We start from the raw sequence: 19,570 nt of genomic DNA, 5'->3' as shown, positions 1-19,570 counted from the left end.
TTAGTGCATAAGAGCGGAAACCACCGCTCTTGATGCGATATCGGTATAATTCATATTGTCATCGTAAAGGGACAGCCTTACAGAGCCGATGAACGAAAGACCGTATTCTTCATCGGTGTCTCCCCCGTCAACTGCACAGAATAAACAGCCGAATTCACGGGCAAGAGCTTCAAGAGCGCTGTTGAATTTATGCTGAAGCTCGCCGCTGCCACGGACTCCCGTGATTATGAGAGCGCAGCCGGGAAGAGCAAGGTGTATCCTGTAGAGCAGCCATCTGTACTGCTCGATAAGTTCGGAAACATCCCCGCCCTTTCTGATATCCTCCTCGCCCAGATTGAGGATGAGCTTTTCGGGCGAAAGAGCCAGAACACATACATCAAGATATTCCTCGGCGTTTGAAAGGGTAAGCCCGGGTATGCTGCGGTTGTAGATGTAGCGTGATACATCGTAGTTTTTAAGCAGTTCGTTTACGGGAAGCTCCGCAAGTGTGGTTGAACCCCATATAACGATGCCGCCGCTTCTTGCAAGCTTGTTTAAAAAGCTGTACTGTGTTTTTCCTCTCATAGATCATCTTTCCTTTCCCCATTTGTTTTTTTGACTTTAATTATATTATACTCTTGACAATCAAGAATGTCTAATATATAATTATATTAAAAGCAATAGTTTTAAAGCTATGATTTACAGTCGGCACAATAACAATTATAGCTTTAAGAGTGATATTCATAGTTTTAAAGCTATCGATTTTTAATTATCAATAGTATTTTCTCAACAGACAAGAAAAAGTTATGCATATTCAACAACAGATCATCGGAAAAGCTTATAAAAAAACGCCGAAATTTTTTTGAAAGGATTTATCTATGGAACTTTTGCAGCTGAAATATTTTTACGCCCTTGCTGCCACTCAGCACGTGACCAAGACCGCCGAGCAGCTACACATTGCCCAGCCCTCCCTCACCCAGACTATTCACCGCCTTGAAAGCGAGCTGGGAGTAAAGCTTTTTAAAACAAGCGGCAGAAACATCGTCCTCACCGAGTACGGCGTATACCTTCGGGATAAGCTTGAGCCTGTTTTAAAGAGCATAAACGAGATACCCGAGGAGCTTCACACTCTTGCAGGGGAGAGGAAAAATCTCATAAGGGTAAACGTGCTCGCCGCTTCAAATCTCATCACCGATGCAATTATCGAGTATCAGAAGCTGCGGGGCGATATCAGGTTCCAGATACATCAGCACAACGAGGAGGAAAATTCGGACATTACCGTTTTCACCCGTGAATTTTTCCAGCAGCCGCAGAACACAAAGGACAGGTATTACATATTTTCCGAAGAAATTTTCCTTGCCGTGCCCAAAAGCTCGCCTTACGCCTCACGTGAGAGCGTTTCACTCAGAGAAATGTCCGACAGGAAATTTATCGCTCTTGCAGGCTCAAAGGGGCTTCGCTCCATCTGCGACAGATTTTGTCTGCACGCAGGCTTCCGCCCCGATGTTATCTTTGAAAGCGACAGCACATCTGCCGTAAAAAACCTTATCGGCGCAAATATCGGCGTCGGCTTCTGGCCCCATTACACATGGGAACAGCCCGACGAAAACTCTATGGCGCTGATCCCCATCTCCGACCCTGTGTGCAGGAGAGATATAATAATCCGCCTTCACAGCGACTGTGCAGACCACGAGGAAGCGGTGCGGTATTTTGAATATCTCACGGAATTTTTTGACAGGCTGAAAAAATAATTTGAATTACGCAGACAGCAAACGTTTTCACTTGTTGACAAATTGAATAAAAGAAGATATAATTGATAAAAAGATTTGTTTAAATTTTGGAGGATCAGATGAACGGCATTACATTAGTTGTCCTTGCAGCGGGAATGGGTTCACGTTTCGGCGGACGAATAAAGCAGCTTGAACCTGTGGGCCCAGAGGGTGAGCTTCTCATTGACTATTCCGTCAGGGACGCAATCGACGCAGGCTTTGACAGGGTGGTATTTATCATCAGACGGGATATTGAGAAGCTGTTTAAGGAAACTATCGGCGACCGTATCTCAAAGCTTATCAAAACAGAATACGTTTATCAGGACATAAATGAGCTGCCCTGCCGCAAAGAGGATTTTTCCCAAAGAACAAAGCCCTGGGGCACCGCTCAGGCTATATACTGCTGTCAGAGCGTTATAGACGGAAATTTTGCCGTTATAAATTCCGATGATTACTATGGCAAGGAGTCTTTTAAGCTCCTTGCGGATTTTCTGAAGTCTCCCGACGCTTCCGCCTGCTCGGTGGGATTTGTGCTGAAAAACACCCTTTCCGATCACGGCACAGTCAACAGGGGCATTTGCCGCACAGACGATAACGGGCTTCTTGCAGCGGTGGAAGAGACTAAAAAGATACAAAGAGACCCCGACGGCATTATCCGTGGAATGAGAAACGGCTCTCCCGTGGAGCTTGACGAAAATGACATCGTATCTATGAGTATGTGGGGCTTTACTCCCGATTTTATGGAACGTCTCACGGAAAGCTTTACAGACTTTATAAACTCTCTTGCCCCCGAAGACTGCTCCTCCGAGCTGACCATCGCCGACGCTGCGGACAGGGAGATACGTAAAAAAGGCTACGATATCAGAAACATTCCCACACAGAGCAAATGGTTCGGCATTACCTACGAAGCCGACACAGAGCTTGTCAGACAGGCTCTGAAAAACCGATAAAAATATAAGCTGTCCGAAAGCGTTCACAGGCTGTCGGACAGCTTTTTTCATATCATTTCACATCAAAGGGCTCCCCTATGCTTTCACAAAGCGCCTTGACTGCCTCGGGTATTTCGGGAGAAAAATCAAGATACCATTCAATGCTTTCCTTGATGTATTTCCGTCTGAAATCTATATCCGCCACAAATGCGCTCCTAAGATTATGGAGCCTGTCCGCTCCCTTCACCGCATAGGCAATGGGGTCGGACTTTATCCCGGAGATATATTCGGACATAACATAGCCCTCTCTCTTTGTAAGAAGCTTTACTGCCCGAAGCACCCTTTCGCCGCCGAAGGCTTCTATTTCCTGCTCTGTGGCGTCGGTGTCCTCAAGAAGATCGTGAAAAAGTGCGGTAATAAGATACTCCTCGTCCATTCCCTGCTCCCTTAAAATTTCAGCAACAGCGGCAGGATGAGTGATGTACGGCTCTCCGCCTCTGCGAAGCTGTCCCTCGTGCTTTTTTGCGGCAAATTCATAAGCTGCGGCGTATTTTTCGGACATATCACCCTGCTCCTTTCACTATTTAGGAAGTCATTCCTTTTTGTCATCATCGGGGAGATTTTTCTCACCCTCGTAAATATCATAAACCTTGTACTCCTCCTCTTTCGGGGACGTAGTTTCCTTGTTTTCCCTGCCAAGCAGCCTGTCAACTGCGGCGGCAATTTTCGGGAGATAAACGGTCACTATGCAGATAAGTACCATTGCGGCAATCCCCGAAAGCAGCATAGCCCAGCCCGGAGCGGAGTTCTGAGCATTGCCCTGAACGGCTTCGCTCTGCTCTGTAACAGATGTTTCGGTGTAAGCTTCTTCGGCGGTCATTTTTTATTCCTCCAAGTTTGATCATTATTACAATTATATCACATAATGGATATCGTTTTCAACCAATTTACCAAAATTTCCGCTCAAATTTTTATGTCAAATTCCACAAAAACGCCTTGATTTTTGCCCCGTAATATGATAGAATATTATAAAACCATTGCTTATGGCAATAAAAGAGGAGAAAGAAAGATGAATCCAAGAATAGGAATAAGACCCGTCATTGACGGAAGGCAGTTCGGGATAAGAGAATCTCTCGAAGTGCAGACAATGAATATGGCGAAGTCAGCAAAGGAGCTTATCGAAAGCAGCCTGCGCTATCCCGACGGAACTCCCGTCGAGTGCGTTATCGGTCCCTGCACCATAGGCGGCGGAGCGGAAGCCTTTAAGACAGAGGAATTTTTCAGCACACGGAATGTGTGCGCCACTCTTTCCGTTACCCCCTGCTGGTGCTACGGAATGGAAACTATGGACACAAACCCTATGACTGTAAAGGCTGTATGGGGCTTTAACGGCACAGAGCGCCCCGGAGCCGTTTATCTTGCGGCTATTATGGCGGCTCACGCACAGAAGGGTCTGCCTGCATTTGCGATCTACGGCAGAGATGTCAAAGATGCCGATGACACCTCTATCCCCGAAGACGTAAAGGAAAAGATACTCACCTTTGCAAAGTGCGCAGTTGCTGTGGGCTGTATGAGAAACAAGGCGTATGTTAACATCGGCGGAGTGGCTATGGGCATAGGCGGCTCCTACTGCAATGCGGATTTTATGCAGCATTATCTCGGTATCCGTCCCGAGTGGGTGGATATGACGGAAATACTCAGAAGAGTGAAGCTTGGCATCTATGACAAGTCGGAATATGAAAAGGCTCTCGCATGGACTAAGGCTAACTGCCCCGAGGGTATGGATATAAACACCGCTCCCAACCCCGGAAATCCCGATGTTATGAGCAAGGAGGAGCAATGGGAATTCTGCGTTAAGATGACCCTCATTATCCGTGACATAATGCTCGGAAATGAAAAGCTTGACGAGATGGGCTGGCACGAGGAAGCAAACGGCAGAAATGCCATATTCGGCGGCTTCCAGGGTCAGAGACAATGGACAGACTGGCTTCCCAACGCCGATTTTGCCGAGTCTATACTTAACACCACATTCGACTGGAACGGCAACAAGCGCCCCTCCATACTTGCCACCGAGAATGACGGTCTCAACGGAACGGCAATGCTTTTCGGAAATCTTCTCACAGGAACAGCTTCAATATTTGCAGATGTGCGTACATACTGGAGCCCCGAGGCTGTGGAGAGAGTTACGGGTATCAAGCCCACAGGCAGAGCTGCAAACGGCTTTATCCACCTGATAAACTCGGGCGCTGCCGCTCTTGACGGAACAGGCGCCGCTAAGGACGAGAACGGAAACGGCGTTATGAAGCCCTGGTGGGACGTTACCGAGGAGGATAAGAAGAATATACTCTCAAATGCAGACTGGTGTCAGGCAAACCTCGGGTATTTCAGAGGCGGCGGATTTTCTTCTCACTTCAGGACAGGTGCAGAAATGCCCGTTACAATGATAAGAGTTAATATCATTGACGGCGTAGGACCCGTTCTCCAGCTTGCGGAAGGCTATACCGTTGTTCTCCCCGATGAGATACACAAGCCTCTTGACCAGCGCACCGACAAGACATGGCCAACCACCTGGTTCGTGCCAAATCTTGTGGAGGGTAAGGCAGCGTTCAAGGACGTTTACTCAGTAATGGCAAACTGGGGCGCAAATCACGGCTCCCTCACCTATGGTCATATCGGACGAGAGCTTATCGCCCTTGCTTCAATGCTCCGCATACCCGTAGCAATGCATAATGTTCCCGACGACAGGATATTCCGTCCTCACTGCTGGGGCGGCTTCGGCACAGCAGAACTTGAGAGCGCAGATTACAGAGCCTGCGGTCATTTCGGACCTCTTTACTAAATAATCAATTATCTGAGTGGCGAGCCGCTGGGAAAAACAGCGGCTCAGCCTATGTATGTGACCGTATTTTTTTGAATAACGGTCGAAAAAATACTTGCCAAATCTGCCGTTTTATGGTATAATGGCAATAGCTACGGAAAATTATTTTCCGATCCCCCGTTTCAGAAAGGAATGCAGTAATATGTCAAATTCTCCCGAGTGGATAAAAAAGTCCGCTGTATACCACATCTATCCTATGGGCTTCTGCGGCTGTGAAAGAACAAGAGCAGAGCTGGGCGGTGAACCTGTTCACCGTATCAAAAAGATAATCGAGTGGATACCTCATCTTAAATCTATGAACATAAACGCCGTTTACCTGGGACCCATTTTCGAGTCTGCGGCTCACGGCTATGACACCTCGGATTACACAAAGATCGACGCCCGTCTCGGCACAAACGAGGACTTTACCGAGGTCTGCGAGGCTCTCCACAAGAACGGTATCAGAATTATCCTGGACGGAGTTTTCAACCACGTGGGCAGAGAACATCACGCCTTTCTCGATGTCAAGGAGAACAGGGAACGCTCCCGTTACTGCGGCTGGTTCTGCGGACTGAATTTCGGCGGAAATTCCCCCTATAACGACGGCTTCTGGTACGAGGGCTGGAACAACTGCTATGACCTTGTAAAGCTTAACTTAAAAAACGGCGAGGTTGTCGACTACCTTCTGAGCGCTGTTAAAATGTGGATAGAGAAGTGGGACATTGACGGCATACGCTTTGATGCGGCAGACTGTCTCGACCCCGAATTCATCAAGCGCATACATTCCTTCACACGCTCCTTAAAGCCCGATTTCTGGCTTATGGGCGAGATAATCCACGGCGATTACAGAAGATGGGCAAACCCCGAGATGTTCGACTGCGTTACCAATTACCAGTGCTACAAGGGAATTTACTCCTCCCACAACGACAGAAACTATTTCGAGATCGCACATTCCATCGAGTACCAGATGGGTCAGTACGGCGACACATATATGTACAACTTTGTGGATAACCACGATGTTGCAAGGCTTGCAAGCCAGCTTACCGACTATGACAGGATATACTGCTGCTACACCCTTCTTTACACAATGTACGGCGTTCCCTCCATTTATTACGGCAGCGAATTCGGCATAAAGGGTGAAAAGGGCAGAGGCGCAGATGCTGATATGGCTATCCGTCCCTGTCTGGAGCTTGACGATATCCCCGGAAGAGACGACAAGCTCCTTGCACATATCTCCGCTCTGGGCGCTATCAGAAACGAGTTCCCTGCTGTTCAGTCAGGCTCCTACAAAAAGCTTGACCTGAAAAATCAGACCTTCCTCTATCAGCGTGAAAAGGACGGTCAGGTGGTTTACATTGCCCTTAACATCAGCGACGGGGACTATACCTTCAACATTCAGACAGGTGCAAATGCCCTTGCAGACCGTCTTTCGGGCAAGCATTTTACAGCTTCAAACGGCAGCGTGAGCGTTACCGTTCCCAAAAATCACTCTATGGTGCTTGTGGACGCAAACATTCCCGTTTCCGAGAAGACTGCTCCCGCTGCGGAGACTATTCCCGAACCCGTTAAGGCAGAACAGTCTGCTCCCGCACCCGCTCCTCAGCCCGTTCCCGAAAAGCCTGCTCCCGTTCCCGAGCAGCCTAAGGAAGAGGCTAAGCCCGTTCAGAAGGGCACTCCCTCCGCAGGAATACCCGAGGGCAGAAAGATAGTTATCGGCGGTCATTACAAGCATTTCAAGGGCGGCGATTACGTTGTTCTCAATGTGGCATACGACCACGAGACAATGGAAAAGCAGGTAGTTTATATGCAGGTTTATGACAAGCCCAGAGTATGGGTAAGACCTCTTTCTATGTTCCTCGAGGACGTAAACGACAACGGGAATATAAAGCCCAGATTTGAATTTATGGGTATGGCTGAATAATACTAATCTTTAATCAACCTATTGACAAATCCGACAGCTATAACGCAGCCACTCGTCGTCAAGCTTCCTTGCAAGGCGGCAAGCCTTGCTGCGGTCGCTTTCCTAGATTGGCAGCGTTCTATCTGCCGCCTTTGTCTATAGAACGATTAAAGATTAGTATAAAGCAAGCGCTGTGCGGCACTCATTCGCACAGCGCTTTTTTATCTGCCCGAAAGCTCTTTAAGCTTTGCTCTTATAAGCTCTAAGGCGTTTTCGGGGCTGACTGCTTCGGAAACGGCAGTCTCCATCGGGCAATATCCCGTTCCCGAGCGATTTATTATAGCTTCGGCAAGGATATCATATTCTATTGTAATACCATATTTTTCCGTAATATCAGCTGCCCTGCGGCTTATGACCCCCGCATAAAGCTCCTTTGCGCCGAGAAGAACGTACAAATACGCCGCAGCCGCTCCCACCACCTTATCCGCCGCCGAATAGCCCTCAAGGGTCTTTCCTTCGTCAATAAGCTCCATCAGGGGCTTTACTCCCCTTTCACGGCTTGTTATCGTTTCATTGCCCTTTACCGCCGCAAGGGTCAATGCCTGCTCCTCAAGCATTGATACGGCTTTTTTCATATTCTCCGTCAAGCTTATCACCTTCCTCGGATATTATTATAGCACATTTTACGGATAATTTAAAATGCAGAACCGTTTAAAGAATAAAGAATAAAGAATAAAGTTTTCTAACGTGGGAGCATTTGACATAATCAAAGTGATATGATAAAATAATAGTTACAGAAAATTCCCGAAAAGGACAGGAGATATATGAACGAACGGCTTGACTGGCTCAGAGAAAAAACATATCTGCTCACCACCGCCCCCGGAGTGTATCAGATGAAGGACAAGACGGGGCATATCATATATATCGGCAAGGCGAAAAATCTCCGCAACAGAGTTTCCTCCTACTTTGCCAAGACACCCAACCACACTCCCAAGGTGGCAAAAATGGTGGAGAATGTCTATGACTATGATTTTATCGTCACAAAATCGGAGTATGAAGCGCTGGTGCTTGAATGTTCGATGATAAAGCAGCACTCGCCCAAGTACAATATCCTGCTCAAGGACGACAAGGGCTACAGCTATATCCGCATTTCTCCGCCCCCCTATTCACGTATAACCGCCGAGCTGCAGAAGCCCTCAAGCGGCGAGCTTTTAGGTCCATACACCAGCAGCTTTGTGGCAAAGCAGGCGGCAGCGGAAGCGAGCAGGGTATTTATGCTCCCCACCTGCAAAAAGGTTTTCCCCAGAGACATCGGCAAGGGCAGACCTTGTCTGAATTACCAGATAAAGCGGTGTATGGGGGTATGCACGGGAAAAATTTCCGAGGAGGAATATGCGGATATCATCAAAGAAGCGGCAGACTTTATCAAAAACGGCTCCGAGGCTTCCGTTGAACGGCTCACCGCTCAGATGAACGAGGCGGCGGAGCGGCTTGAATTTGAGCAGGCGGCAAAGCTCAGGGACCGCATAAGTGCCATATCCCGTGCGGCGGACTGTCAGAACATCATTGCCGAAAAGCTCCCCGACACCGACGCTGTGGCAATTGCCAGAAACAACGGAGAAGCCTGTGCGGCGGTCATAATGTACCGTGGGGGACGGCTTTTTGACAGAGCCGAATATTTTCTCGGCGAGGACGATACGGAAAGCGCAATGCTTGAGGATTTTGTTACCCAGTATTATTCGGGGGGACGGGAAATCCCCCGAAATATCGTTCTCGGAACGGAGATACAGGACATTGAGGACGTTGAGCGGCTCCTTCGTGAACGCTCGGGACGGGCGGTGGACGTTATGCAGCCACAGAGGGGACGGTTTATGCGCCTTGCGGAGATAGCTAAGGCAAATGCCGAGGAATATCTTTCCATCAGAGTGGGACGCACCGCCGCAGAGATATCCGCCCTTGAGACTCTTGCCAAAATGCTTGGGCTGAAAAAAACGCCCCTTTATATTGAGTCCTACGATATCTCAAATCTGGGCTCGGCGGATATGGTGGCAGGTATGATAGTATTCGAGAACGGCAGACCCTGCAAGAAAATGTACAAGCGTTTTTCCATCAAGGAAAATCTTGTTCAGAACGACCTTGCCTGTATGCAGGAGGTGCTTCGCAGGCGGTTTAACCATTACCTTGACCCCGAAGAGACGGACGAGGGCTTCAAGCGGCTCCCCGACCTTATTCTGCTTGACGGCGGCAGAAATCAGCTTGCGGCGGTGAACGAGGTACTGTGGGAAATGGATATAGATGTTCCCGTTTTCGGAATGGTAAAGGACAATAATCACCGCACAAGAGCCATAACCGCAGACGGCGGAGAGATAAGCATTTCCGAGACCAAAGCCGCATTTATGCTTGTGACCCGCATACAGGACGAGGTACACCGTTTTGCAATAACCTATCAGCGGAAAAAGCATAGAAAATCCTCCTTTGAGCTTGGCATAACAAGCATAAAGGGCATAGGCGAAAAGCGTGCATTGAAGCTCCTTACAGCCTTCAAAACCACCGAGGCGCTGAAAAAAGCTTCACCCGAGGAAATTGCTCAGGCGGCAGGCATTAGTCAGAATGCTGCAAAAGAGGTCTATGAATTTGTGCAAAATTCTCTTTGAAAATTCATTGTTTGTTATAGAAAATTATTTTTTTATGGGGTATAATAGATATTGTATATTGTAATCAATTTGTAATCTTTGTAAATTTTGGTTTAAAAGGAGGCGTATTCTGTGCGAGTTATCACAGGCATTGCCAGAGGACGAAAGCTCAAAACTCTGGAGGGCGAGGAAGTCCGTCCCACCACCGATATGGTCAAGGAAGCCATTTTTTCCATAATCCAGTTTGATATAGAGGGAAGCGTTATCCTCGACCTTTTCTGCGGCTCGGGTCAGCTTGGTATCGAAGCCCTTTCAAGAGGTGCCAAATACTGCCGCTTCGTGGACAAAAGCCAGGCGTCGGCAGAGTGCGCCAGAGAAAATATCGCTGCCTGCGGCTTCAAGGACGAGTGCGGAATTACCGTCAGCGACAGCCTTGATTTTCTCAGGGGCGTGAGAATGACCTTTGATATCGCCCTTCTCGACCCCCCTTACAGAAACGGACTTATCGAAAAAGCAATGCCCCTGCTTGAGGGCAAAATGTCCGACAGAGGCATTGTTGTCTGCGAACACGAAAAGGGACTTGTGCTCCCCGATGAGTTCGGCAGGCTGAAAAAATCCAAGACCTACCGCTACGGCAAGATCGAGGTAACAGTTTACAGAGTTCCTCTCCCAAACGAAGAAGAGGAATGATCCTCATTTTTGAAAGGAAATGATCCGCTTGAGAATAGCAGTATGCCCGGGCAGCTTTGACCCCGTGACCTTCGGTCATCGTGACATTATCCACAGGGCTTCTATGCTTTTTGACAAGGTGATCGTGCTGGTTGCGGTCAATTCCCAGAAAAATCCGTCCTTTACCCCTGAGGAAAGGGTGGCTCTTATCAAAAAAGTCACCGCTGAACTTCCCAATGTGGAGGTAGATGTATGCTACGGACTTATCGCCGATTATGTGCGTAAGGTGGGTGCTGTAGCTATAGTAAAGGGTCTGAGAGCCGTTACCGACTTTGAATACGAGTTTCAGATGGCTCTTGTGAACAGGAACATCTATGACGGCGCAGAGACAGTATTCCTCACCACCAGCTCGGAAAATATGTATCTCAGCTCCAGCGTGGTAAAGCAGGTGGCATTTTACGGCGGAGACATCAGCAAATTCGTTCCCCGCTGTATTTTAAAGGATATCGAGGAAAGGCTGTGTCCCAACAAGCAGACAGCCCCCTATGATAAGACCGAATAAAAAATATCCGAGGTCAGAACAGAGGCACACTCTTGCCTCTTGCTTCTTAAACCTCTTGCCTTTAATAGGATATCGAGGATAAGATTATGCCCGAACAAGCAAAATGCTCCGGGCAAGCAGACCGATAAATAATTTGTAAATACCAAAAGGGTTCGGAAGCCGAAGGCAGATATTGTTCCCATCTCTTGCCTCTTGCCTCTGAAACCTCTTGCTTCTAATAAACCGCCCGTCGGGCAGATCGGAGAATATAAAATGGCAGAGCTTATGATTGAAGATTATCTTGACGCAATGGACGAAATTCTCGATAAGGCGCAGTCGTTCCCCCTCTCTGCAAAGAAATCCCTTGTGGACGTGGATCAGCTGAGAGAATGTATCGACCATATAAGAATGAATATCCCCACCGAGGTGAAGCAGGCGAAGAAGATCGTTTCCGAGCGCAAATCCATTATCGACGAGGCAACAAGGCAGGCGGACGATATCATTAACAGAGCGGAAAGCCGCAAGAATACCCTTATCGCCGAGCACGAGATAACCAGAGCCGCTCAGGCAAAGGCAACAGAAATTGAGAAGCAGGCTCTTATAAAGGCTAAGACCGTAAAGAACGCTGCGGACGAATACATCATCGACACCCTCAGCAAGGCAGAGGAAACACTTGCAGCGACCCTTACTGCTGTAAAGCGCACCAAGAGCACCATAAAGGCTCCCAAGCCTGCTGTTCCTATGAACAATATCCCCCAGCAGCCCCCTCAGAGATGATCTGTACCCTGTTCTGTCGGGAATGATCGTCCCCTATACGGGGACGGCTGTCGGTCCGTATATGAATATAACTTAAAAATATTTTTTTCAGGAGGAGTATACCTATGAATGAAAACCTTTACACAGTCCATATGGGCAAGGCAAAGTGCGCCGTTGACCTGGGAGACGGCTCCGAAAGAGGCGAATACGTAAACCAGGACTACATACTGCATAAAATGGGCAGACCCCACCGCAGCATAAGCCTTATGTACTGCTACTACCCCTTTGACGAGCAGTTCCCCGGCAGAATTTCCGAAGTTATGAAGGACGCTAATGTTTCATTTCAATGGGACTACCCCTACGATGATTATTTCACCTACAAGGGCGGTATCGGCGGAAACCTGAACGATGAGCCTTTCACCTGTATGAGAGACGTGCGCCGTCACGGTCAGGACGTTACCCTTACCCTCACCGTTGACCCCCACTGCACCGACGAGCAGCTTATCGCCATTGCAAAGGATCTCAGAACATTCGGCAGAATGATGCTGAGAATAAACCACGAGGCTACAGGCGACTGGTTCAGCTTCACAAAGAGGGCTTCCTACAAGGAAATAGGCGACTTTTTCGTTCATTTCACAGACATTATCCACGAATATGCTCCCAATGTGAAGACTATCATCTGCATAGGCGGCATTGAAGACCTGAACAAGACCGAAATGGAAAAGGAAGAGGAGTTCAAGGCTACTATACCTGCGGCAGATATATGGTCGGTGGACAAGTATATGGCTCTCCATTGGGGCTGGCCCTATGATGTTGCTCTCAGAGGCGGCACATCTCACTCGAGAAGCAAGGTAAGAGAGACCTTTGATAAGACCAAGGCAAGCTTTGAAAGATACAAATTCCTTAACGGCGGCGAGGCAAAGCCTATGGTAATGAGCGAGTTCAACGCCGACGGAGACGTTACCGGTGCTTACGATCAGGCTGCTATGGTAAAGGAATTCTGCGACATTCTGGTTGACGAAAAGGCTGACTGGTTCTCCGGCTTTACTATGTATCAGTTCAGAGACAGAGGACGTCTGGGTCTTGAGATAGAGGACCCCAACAATCCCGATGTGGGCATCGAGCAGCCGGTTATGCAGACCTACAAGGAGATAATCCATTCCGACTGGTTTATGCCCGAGATCACCGAGAAAGAAACGGATAACAAAGTCCCCGTGACACTCAGATGGGGCGGCGCAGAGGACGCTGACGGCATTGCCATAAAGCTTCATTTTGAGAAAAATCCTCATTTCTGCGAGGTCGTTTTCGAGGACGAGGGCAACTATATGATGGAGATAAACGGAAAGTGGTTCTACAAGTCTCCCAAGGCTAAGACCATTGACCTTATGAGCGCATTTTATGAGAAGCCTCTTGAGGGCGAATGCGATATGACCCTCAAGATATTCGCTCCTCCCGCCAGCGGCGAGAACGATCCCTCTCAGGGCGGCGACTGGGCTGAAAACTATTATTATACAATGGAAAAGCTTCCCAAGGTAAGACTTGAATTTGAGCCTGTGGAGCTGTAATAAAACGGAACACGGGAAGCAGGAGAAAAATTCTACTTCGCCCGTGTTCTTTTGACATATATTACAGATAGTACATTAACATTCAAGTCACAATTGTGCATAGTGCTGTATATATTACAATTTTATCCAACACTTTTACCGTTGACGTGACAAAATTTGTATGTTATAATCATAATATAGCATTATAACTATATCATTTTGAGGAAAGGATATCACGGTTATGACAAGGATCGAAAAAGCTGTTGCGTTTATCGTGGGAATGATTATCGCTGTCATTACCGCTGTAACGCTTATAATATCGATCTCACTTTTTTCAAGCCACAATGACAACACTCACGGAACAATAACCGACATCGGCATCAATGTGCTTCAAAAGACCGTTGAGAACAAGAATGAGTATCTCAAATCCCTTTTTGAAGTCTGGAAGGGTACCAACTCACGCAACAATGCCGTTGCCAGCGCTGTCAAAAGCGGCTATTCGGGCAAGCTTTCCGAAATGTATTCCAATTCAAGCGCAGATGAGTTTACATTTGCTTACTTCACCGACGCCGAGGGCAACAAGCTCTGGGCAAGCGACACCTGCAAGCTTTCAGGCTTCGATGTTTCAAGAGCCTTGGCTGATGAGGAATACTCCGGCTTCTGCTGCGATGAAAATCTGCCTTTGAGCTATGTTTACGTTACTCCTGTTTACTACGACGCCAACGGTTATTCCAATCTTGTGGGCGTTGCGGTCTTAGGCTACAATCTTTCAAACTCCGAAGTTCTCGACCCCATCAAGGAGCAGATAAACAGCGAGGTAAGCCTTATTGCGGGCGACTCCGTTATCGCCACCACCTTTACCGATGAAAATGGCGAGAGAGCGGTGGGTACACAGATAGACGGGAAGGTCTATGAGAAAATAATGACAGATGGCGAGAGCGTAACCGGCAGAGCAAAGATGCAGGGCGGCGAGTATTTTATTCAGTACGAGCCTATCACAGACGTTAACGGCAATGTCTGCGGCGCATTGTTTGCAGGTATGTCCACCGCAGAGAGCGACAAGTCCTTTGGGCAGGTCATCATTACGGCGGCAGGAGCGGCGATAGTCATTCTCATTGCGGCAATATTGCTTATCGGCGTGTTCATCAGGAGAGTTATTGCCCGTCCCATCGTTGAGCTGAACAGGCTTGCCGAGGATATGAGCAAGGGGCGTCTCAGCGCTCCCGAAAACGGTTACAAATTTGGAAACAACGAGCTTGGTGATTTTGCCGCTGCTCTTCAGAACACCAAAAACAGTCTCAACGGCTACATCAAGGACATTACAGATATTCTTGAGGCTATGGCGGACGGCAATTTCACAAAACGTCCGTCGGTTGAATACACAGGCGATTTCGAGCGTATTGAGCGTGCCTTCGGAGATATCAGACAGGAGCTGTCCGAGATACTTCACAACATCAGTCAGTCCTCGGAGCAGGTGCTGTCGGGCTCCTCTCAGATGGCAGGCGGCTCTCAGATACTGGCAAACGGCACCACAACTCAGGCGAGCGCTATCGAAAATCTGAACAGCGCAGTTATGGGCATTTCCGAAAAGATAAACGTGAATGCGGACAATGCTGTACGTGCCAAGGAGCTTTCAGCTGAGGTTGAGACCAGCGCTGTGGCTCAGAACAAGGATATGAGCAGCGTTATGGAGGCTATGAACGAGATCGAAAAGAAGTCCTCGGAGATCGGCAAGATCATAAAGACCATTGACGACATTGCTTTCCAGACAAATATACTTGCGCTGAACGCCGCAGTTGAGGCGGCAAGAGCAGGCGACGCAGGCAAGGGCTTTGCAGTCGTTGCGGACGAGGTAAGGAACCTTGCTTCCAAGAGTGCAGAAGCGGCTCAGCTCACCACCGAGCTTATCTCCGCAACGGTGGACGCTGTAAACGACGGCGCACAAAAGGTAAGCAGCGCAGCCGAGTCTATGCGTGAGATCACCGAAAAAGCTAAGGAAACAAGCCGCCTTATCGACGAGATATCCGACGCTTCGGGCGAACAGGCATCTGCCATTATGCAGGTAACTGTGGGACTTGAAAAGATTTCCGACGTTGTTCAGCAGAACAGCGCAACTGCCGAGCAGACTGCCGCTTCCTGCGAGCAGCTCAGCAGTCAGTCGAGAATTCTTAAACAGCAGGTGGATATGCTCAAGGCTTGATAAAAATAATTACGGGCTTTCCGAGAGATTTCGGAAAGTCCGTATTTTTTTGAAAAAGGTCTTGACAAATCTAAACATATGTGCTATAATATAATTACACCCGACTCATTAGTTCTTGTTTTAAAGCATTATCTCCCCCTGCAAATACAGCGCCGCCGTTCCCGAAATTTTTATGCTGTTTCCGCAAAGCACACAGTAAAGTGTTCCTCCCCTGCGTGAAAGCTGTCGGGCGGTAAACTCTTTTTTCCCAAGCTTACCGCTCCACAGCGGCACAAGGCTGCTGTGAGACGAGCCTGTGACAGGGTCTTCAAGGTCCAGCTCGGGGCAGAAAAATCTTGATACAAAATCGCAGTCCTCTCCTTTGGCGGTAATGGCTACCCCAAGCCATTTATCAAGCTTTCTAAGCTTATTGTAGTCGGGTAAAAAGCTTCTTACCTCCGATTCGCTGTCCATAACGACATAAAGGTCACGCTCGGAATAGACCTCCTTCGGCGCAAATCCCAGAGCGGCGGTGATATCCTCTGTGACATCTATCCTTTTCGGGGTGCGGAGGGGTAATATCATCTCATACAGCTCTCCCCTGCGGCTGACGGTAATTTCACCGCTTATCGTCTCAAAGCGGACAGTCTGCAGGCAAGGTTCAATAAAGTTCATCACGATATAGGCAGATGCAAGGGTGGCGTGACCGCAGAGGTCTATCTCAAAGCCCGGGGTGAACCAACGAAGAGAATACACCTCTCCCGTTTTACGCACAAATGCAGTCTCGGAAAGGTTATTCTCAAAGGCAATTTTCTGCATTATTTCATCGGGAAGCTCGCTGTCAAGGATACACACTCCCGCGGGGTTTCCGCTGAAAACTTTATCGGTGAATGCGTCGGCTATGTAGTATTTCATTTTTGATTGTCCTCCTCAAAATGGTCAGTTGAAAATTACGTAATGACCGCAGTAATCGCAATAAAAGCAAGTACCTTTATTCACATAAGTACCCTGTTCACAAATTACGCATTTAACGGGCTCGTCATTTCTAATCTTCTTAAACAGCTTTGGCAAATCTGCTTTTCGCTTTCGCATTTCCTGTTTGATCTCATCATCAGTTAATCCCGAATAAATATCAAGTTTCCTATAATCGAAATTCATAAAATCACACCTTAATTTTACGCTATTTTTTAGCATCAAAAATTATGGAGACCATTCCAAGCTTTTCGGGAGAATTTCTTGTATCGAAACGCAGGAAACGCCCTATCATTCCGTGAAGCATTATAAGGTTCATTTTAGTTCCTCCCGGTCATTGGAATCAATATACTGTTTCAATTCCATAACCATAAAAACATCTGCATTATAATTTTCATTGTATCTGTCCGTATAAACAAATCCTGCTTTTTCGTAAAGCGACACAGCACGAGTGCTTGTGGAAAAGGTATCAAGATACATCTTTTTGTACCCTGCGGAAGTTGCATATGAAACGGCAGTCTGCAAAAGCTCATATCCCAGCTTTCTGCCCTGATAATTTTTCAGAAGATACAAGGATTTTAATTCACAGCTATCCTTATCGATCTCCTTCACCGCAACGGCACCTACGATATTTTCATTATCAAACAGGCACCAGAATTTCGAGTAGTATTTTTCCACATCGGAATAAGCTTTGTGCCGCCCGTTTATATCAAGCTCACGTCCCGATTCGGGAAGGCATTTTTCAAGGAAACATATAAGCTTATGGTGATATTCACGTTTATATACAGTTATTTCCATATTATCAGTTCATTCCCTCCGAGCCATTCTCATTCAAAAGTGCAACTGCCTTTTCTTTTAGACCCGGATATTCCGAAAGGTCGGGAGAAGCACTCAGAAGCTGTTTTGCCGCCTGGGAGCTGTCTCCGAGAAGCTGTCTGTCGCTGTAGAGGTCGGCAATTTTAAGAGGCGGAAGTCCGCTCTGCCTGCTGCCGAAAAAGTCTCCGCCTCCACGCATTTTCAGGTCCTCCTCGGCAATGGCGAAACCGTCGTGGAGAGTAGACATTATTTTAAGCCTTGCTCTTGTTTCCTCGGTGGCGTTGTCGGTGAGAAGTATGCAGGTGGACTTGTATTTTCCTCTGCCCACACGTCCTCTCAGCTGATGAAGCTGGGAAAGTCCGAAGCGGTCGGAGCTTTCTATCATTATAACGGTGGCGTTGGGAACGTCCACGCCCACCTCGATAACGGTGGTGGACACAAGGAGCTGAATTTTACCCTCCTTGAACTCCGCCATCACAGCGTCCTTTTCGGCAGGGAGCATTTTGCCGTGAAGAAGCCCTACGGTATAGCCTTTAAGCTCCCCCGAGGCAATTTTTTCCGCATATGCCTTTGCCGCCTGAACTTCTCCGCTGCCGTCCTCGGTCTCGTCTATCATCGGGCAGACAATGTAGCCCTGTCTGCCTGCGTCAAGCTCCTTTTTCACAAAGCCCAGCGCCCTGCTGCGAAGCTTTCCCGTTACCGCATAGGTCTCAACGGGCTGTCTGCCCTTGGGAAGCTCGTTGATTATGGATATGTCAAGGTCACCGTAGATTATAAGCGAAAGAGTTCTGGGTATGGGTGTGGCGGACATAACAAGCTTGTGGGGCTTCTCCCCTTTCATCGCAAAAAGCTTTCGCTGATTTACGCCGAAGCGGTGCTGTTCATCGGTAATGACAAGTCCGAGACGTTTAAATTCGGTGCTTTCGGAGATAAGTGCATGAGTTCCCGTTACAACATTAAGCTCGCCGCTTTGAAGCTGTGCCTTTATCTCGTTTTTCTGCTTTGCAGTCATTGAGCCTGTGAGACAGCCCACCTTTATTCCCAAAGGCTCAAGAAAGCCTTTTAGTGTTACGAAGTGTTGACGGGCAAGAATTTCCGTGGGTGCCATAAGCGCCGACTGACAGCCATTCTGTGCCGCAAGCCAGCAGGCAGCGGCGGCAACGGCGGTCTTTCCCGAGCCAACATCTCCCTGCACAAGCCTGTTCATAGGAACATCTTTGCACATATCCGAAAATATCTCCGAGCAGGCTTTTTTCTGCGCTCCCGTAAGTTCAAAGGGAAGTGAGCGTTCAAATACAGAAATATCCGCAGGCTTCATAGGGCAGCCTGTGACCTCCCTGCTCCTGTCACGCATAAGTCCGATTGCACATTGCATTACAAGCAGCTCGTCAAAGCCAAGCCTGCGCCTTGAAAGCTCTGCGGCGTGGGCAGATTCGGGAAAATGGATATTGCGGCAGGCGTATTCCTCGGTGCAAAGCTCATATTTCTGCCTGATATCGTCGGGGATAAACTCCTCTATCTGCTCGGAAACAGAGCGCAGAGCCTCGGTCATATTGGTAATGACCATCTGTGCGCTGAGTCCCTCGGTAAGGGCGTATTTCGGGCGGATAAGATTTGTTTCGTCCGCAGATATTATCTGAGGAGTGTTCATTTCCTTGCGTGTAAAGCCGCCGGTCACCCGTCCGAAAAGGCGGTATTCCTTGTCAATTTCCAGGGCTTCATAGGCAAAGCGGTTGTTGTAAAGCACAACGGTAAGGGTGTCGCTGCCGTCGTCAATGATGACCTTGTACAGCACAAGTCCCTGCCTGATACGGGCAGCAGGAATTTTCTTTGTAACAAAGCCCTTTATGACAGCCTGCTCGTTAACGGGAGCGTCGGCTATCTTCACCGTTTCCGAATAGTCGGTGTAGCTTTTGGGGAAATGGTTTATGAGATCGCCCACAGTCTCTATCCCAAGCTTATTATAAAGCGCCGCCCTCTTTGCGGCAACTCCGCTGAGGGCGGTTATCTTATCGGTCATTTTCAT

17 protein-coding genes are annotated in these 19,570 nt (G+C 48.1%); 10 read left to right on the top strand and 7 right to left on the bottom strand.

Going from position 1 to position 19,570, the window contains the following annotated elements:
- On the bottom strand, positions 1 to 564 hold the full coding sequence (locus ACR0QN_RS07780; RefSeq protein ID WP_432650637.1) for an SGNH/GDSL hydrolase family protein: 564 nt from the start codon (positions 562 to 564) through the stop codon (positions 1 to 3).
- Between the two features lie 293 nt (positions 565 to 857).
- Here ACR0QN_RS07780 and ACR0QN_RS07775 point away from each other — a divergent pair, with 293 nt between their 5' ends.
- The gene (locus tag ACR0QN_RS07775) at positions 858 to 1,730 is read left to right on the top strand and encodes a LysR family transcriptional regulator (RefSeq protein WP_432650636.1); all 873 of its coding nucleotides are present in this window, start codon (positions 858 to 860) and stop codon (positions 1,728 to 1,730) included.
- Positions 1,731 to 1,828: 98 nt separating this feature from the next.
- Positions 1,829 to 2,698 carry a nucleotidyltransferase family protein gene (locus ACR0QN_RS07770; protein ID WP_432650635.1) on the top strand — a complete coding sequence of 290 codons (870 nt, stop codon included), beginning with the start codon at positions 1,829 to 1,831 and terminating at the stop codon, positions 2,696 to 2,698.
- 52 nt (positions 2,699 to 2,750) lie between these two features.
- Here ACR0QN_RS07770 and ACR0QN_RS07765 read toward each other — a convergent pair whose 3' ends face one another.
- Positions 2,751 to 3,239, bottom strand: coding sequence for an HD domain-containing protein (locus ACR0QN_RS07765; protein ID WP_432650634.1), 489 nt, complete (start codon positions 3,237 to 3,239; stop codon positions 2,751 to 2,753).
- 30 nt (positions 3,240 to 3,269) lie between these two features.
- The gene (locus ACR0QN_RS07760) at positions 3,270 to 3,557 is read right to left on the bottom strand and encodes a hypothetical protein (protein WP_432650633.1); all 288 of its coding nucleotides are present in this window, start codon (positions 3,555 to 3,557) and stop codon (positions 3,270 to 3,272) included.
- 189 nt (positions 3,558 to 3,746) lie between these two features.
- Here ACR0QN_RS07760 and ACR0QN_RS07755 point away from each other — a divergent pair, with 189 nt between their 5' ends.
- Complete coding sequence (locus ACR0QN_RS07755; protein WP_432650632.1) at positions 3,747 to 5,516, top strand: L-fucose isomerase; 1,770 nt, start codon at positions 3,747 to 3,749, stop codon at positions 5,514 to 5,516.
- Between the two features lie 121 nt (positions 5,517 to 5,637).
- A complete protein-coding gene (locus ACR0QN_RS07750) occupies positions 5,638 to 7,455 on the top strand; it encodes a DUF1653 domain-containing protein (RefSeq protein ID WP_432650631.1) in 1,818 nt (605 codons plus the stop codon).
- A 200-nt stretch (positions 7,456 to 7,655) separates the two neighbouring features.
- Here the strand turns inward: ACR0QN_RS07750 and ACR0QN_RS07745 are convergent, their stop codons facing one another.
- A complete protein-coding gene (locus ACR0QN_RS07745) occupies positions 7,656 to 8,081 on the bottom strand; it encodes a DUF1893 domain-containing protein (protein WP_432650630.1) in 426 nt (141 codons plus the stop codon).
- A gap of 177 nt (positions 8,082 to 8,258) precedes the next feature.
- Between ACR0QN_RS07745 and uvrC the strand changes: the two genes are divergently transcribed.
- From uvrC to ACR0QN_RS07715, 6 genes are all read left to right on the top strand, one after another.
- Complete coding sequence (gene uvrC, locus ACR0QN_RS07740; protein ID WP_432650629.1) at positions 8,259 to 10,088, top strand: excinuclease ABC subunit UvrC; 1,830 nt, start codon at positions 8,259 to 8,261, stop codon at positions 10,086 to 10,088.
- Between the two features lie 111 nt (positions 10,089 to 10,199).
- Positions 10,200 to 10,757: a 16S rRNA (guanine(966)-N(2))-methyltransferase RsmD gene (gene rsmD, locus ACR0QN_RS07735; protein ID WP_432650628.1), complete on the top strand. Its 558-nt coding sequence runs from the start codon at positions 10,200 to 10,202 to the stop codon at positions 10,755 to 10,757.
- A gap of 28 nt (positions 10,758 to 10,785) precedes the next feature.
- A complete protein-coding gene (gene coaD / locus ACR0QN_RS07730; protein ID WP_432650627.1) occupies positions 10,786 to 11,298 on the top strand; it encodes a pantetheine-phosphate adenylyltransferase in 513 nt (170 codons plus the stop codon).
- A 252-nt stretch (positions 11,299 to 11,550) separates the two neighbouring features.
- Positions 11,551 to 12,054 (top strand): ATPase, encoded by a 504-nt coding sequence (locus ACR0QN_RS07725; protein ID WP_432650626.1) that lies wholly within the window; start codon positions 11,551 to 11,553, stop codon positions 12,052 to 12,054.
- Positions 12,055 to 12,158: 104 nt separating this feature from the next.
- Positions 12,159 to 13,598, top strand: coding sequence for a hypothetical protein (locus tag ACR0QN_RS07720; RefSeq protein ID WP_432650625.1), 1,440 nt, complete (start codon positions 12,159 to 12,161; stop codon positions 13,596 to 13,598).
- 220 nt (positions 13,599 to 13,818) lie between these two features.
- Positions 13,819 to 15,777, top strand: a complete 1,959-nt coding sequence (locus ACR0QN_RS07715; protein WP_432650624.1) for a methyl-accepting chemotaxis protein — start codon at positions 13,819 to 13,821, stop codon at positions 15,775 to 15,777.
- 120 nt (positions 15,778 to 15,897) lie between these two features.
- Here ACR0QN_RS07715 and ACR0QN_RS07710 read toward each other — a convergent pair whose 3' ends face one another.
- The 3 genes from ACR0QN_RS07710 to recG all read right to left on the bottom strand — a co-directional run bounded on the left by ACR0QN_RS07710 (position 15,898) and on the right by recG (position 19,570).
- Positions 15,898 to 16,671: a PhzF family phenazine biosynthesis protein gene (locus ACR0QN_RS07710; RefSeq protein WP_432650623.1), complete on the bottom strand. Its 774-nt coding sequence runs from the start codon at positions 16,669 to 16,671 to the stop codon at positions 15,898 to 15,900.
- A gap of 372 nt (positions 16,672 to 17,043) precedes the next feature.
- Entirely contained in the window at positions 17,044 to 17,526 is a 483-nt protein-coding gene (locus tag ACR0QN_RS07705; protein ID WP_432650622.1) for a GNAT family N-acetyltransferase, read from the bottom strand.
- A 4-nt stretch (positions 17,527 to 17,530) separates the two neighbouring features.
- Complete coding sequence (gene recG / locus ACR0QN_RS07700) at positions 17,531 to 19,570, bottom strand: ATP-dependent DNA helicase RecG (RefSeq protein WP_432650621.1); 2,040 nt, start codon at positions 19,568 to 19,570, stop codon at positions 17,531 to 17,533.

The organism is Huintestinicola sp. (assembly GCF_050874005.1).
Classification (GTDB): domain Bacteria; phylum Bacillota; class Clostridia; order Oscillospirales; family Ruminococcaceae; genus Huintestinicola.
The sequence above is the reverse complement of the archived record's forward strand: the minus strand, read 5'-3'. Positions and strand labels throughout refer to the sequence as shown.